Source organism: Geodermatophilus sp. DF01-2 (assembly GCF_004571065.1).
Lineage (GTDB): Bacteria > Actinomycetota > Actinomycetes > Mycobacteriales > Geodermatophilaceae > Geodermatophilus.
In genome coordinates this window covers 1-1,414 of the sequence record NZ_SPQN01000181.1, presented here as the reverse complement: position 1 = coordinate 1,414, position 1,414 = coordinate 1, and the positions used below count along the sequence as shown (strand labels likewise).

1 protein-coding gene is annotated in these 1,414 nt (G+C 77.9%); it reads left to right on the top strand.

Features of this window, described 5'->3' with window-relative positions:
- Positions 1-103 precede the first annotated feature (103 nt).
- The coding region (locus tag E4P41_RS21710; protein WP_135143256.1) for a lipid II flippase MurJ at positions 104-1,414 on the top strand (1,311 nt) is incomplete at its 3' end.

Here is a 1,414-nt window from a genome sequence, read left to right as displayed (position 1 = left end):
GGGCTGCGGGAGCTGGACCGGCTCGGCCGCCGGCACGCGTGAGCCGGGCACGGGGCGGCGCGGCGCGCGGCACGGGTCGGGACAGCGCCGACGGAGGGGCCGGGTGACCCGCCGGCAGGTCGTCCGGGGGGTCGCCGGAGCCGCCGCGCTGATCGCCGTCCTGACCGTGCTGGCCCGGCTGGCCGGCTTCGGGCGCACGCTGGTGTTCACCAACGCCGTCGGGGCCGGCAGCACCGGCGACGTCTACGTCGCGGCCAACACCGTGCCGAACATCGTCTTCGAGGTCGTGGCCGGTGGCGCGCTGGCCAGCCTGGTCGTGCCGATGCTCGCCGGGGGCATCGCCACCGGGGACCGGGAGCAGGTGCGGCGCACCGCCTCGGCACTGCTCGGCTGGAGCCTGCTGGTGCTCACCCCGCTGGCCGTGCTGGTGGCGGTGCTCGCCGAGCCGATCGCCCGGTTGCTGCTCGGCTCCGGCGAGGTGGCGGAGATCGACCTCGCCGCCCGCTTCCTGGTGGTCTTCGCCCCGCAGGTCGTGCTCTACGGCATCGGCATCGTGCTCACCGGCGTGCTCCAGGCGCACCGCCGCTTCGCCGCGCCGGCGCTGGCGCCGCTGCTGTCCAGCGTGGTCGTGGCCGCGGCCTACCTGACCTTCGCCGCGATCGGCGGCAGCCCGAGGGCGGAGGAGCTGTCCACCCCGGCCGAGCTGGTCCTCTCGGTCGGGACGACGCTCGGCGTGGCCGCCCTGTCGCTGTGCCTGCTCGGCCCGGTGCGTCGGTTGCGGCTGGGCCTGCGGCCGTCGCTGCGCTTCCCCGTGGGGGTCGCGCCGCGGGTGCGCCGGCTGGCCGTCGCCGGCGTGCTCACCCTCGCCGGGCAGCAGCTGCTGGCCGCGGTGGCGATCCGGCTGGCCAACGCCGGCGCGCCCGACGGCACCCAGGTCGTCTACGTCGCCGGGCTGACCGTGTTCCTCGTGCCCTGGGCCGCCCTGGCGGTGCCGCTGGCCACCTCCGCCTACCCGGGGCTGGCCGAGCGGGCCGAGGGCGGCGACGAGCCGGGCTTCCGCCGGGCGCTGGCCCCGGTCACGGTCCTCGTCGTGGTCGCCTCGACGGTCGCCGCCGCCGTCCTCGTGGCGGTCGCCGGGCCGATGGCGCGGGTGTTCCTCTCCGGTGAGCCGGCGGCCGTCGTCGGCGCGCTGCGGGACACGATCGTCGCCTTCGCGCCGGGGCTGCCCGGGTACGGGTTGGTGGCGCTGCTGTCCCGCGCGCTCTACGCCCGCGGGCTGTGGAAGGCGCCGACCGCCTGCGTGCTCGGCGGCTGGCTGGTGGCGGTGGCCGCGGACGTCGTCCTGGCCGCGGTGCTGGCCGCCAGCCGGGACAACGGGCTCGAGGGCGTGGTCGCCAAGCGGCTGGACTCGCCG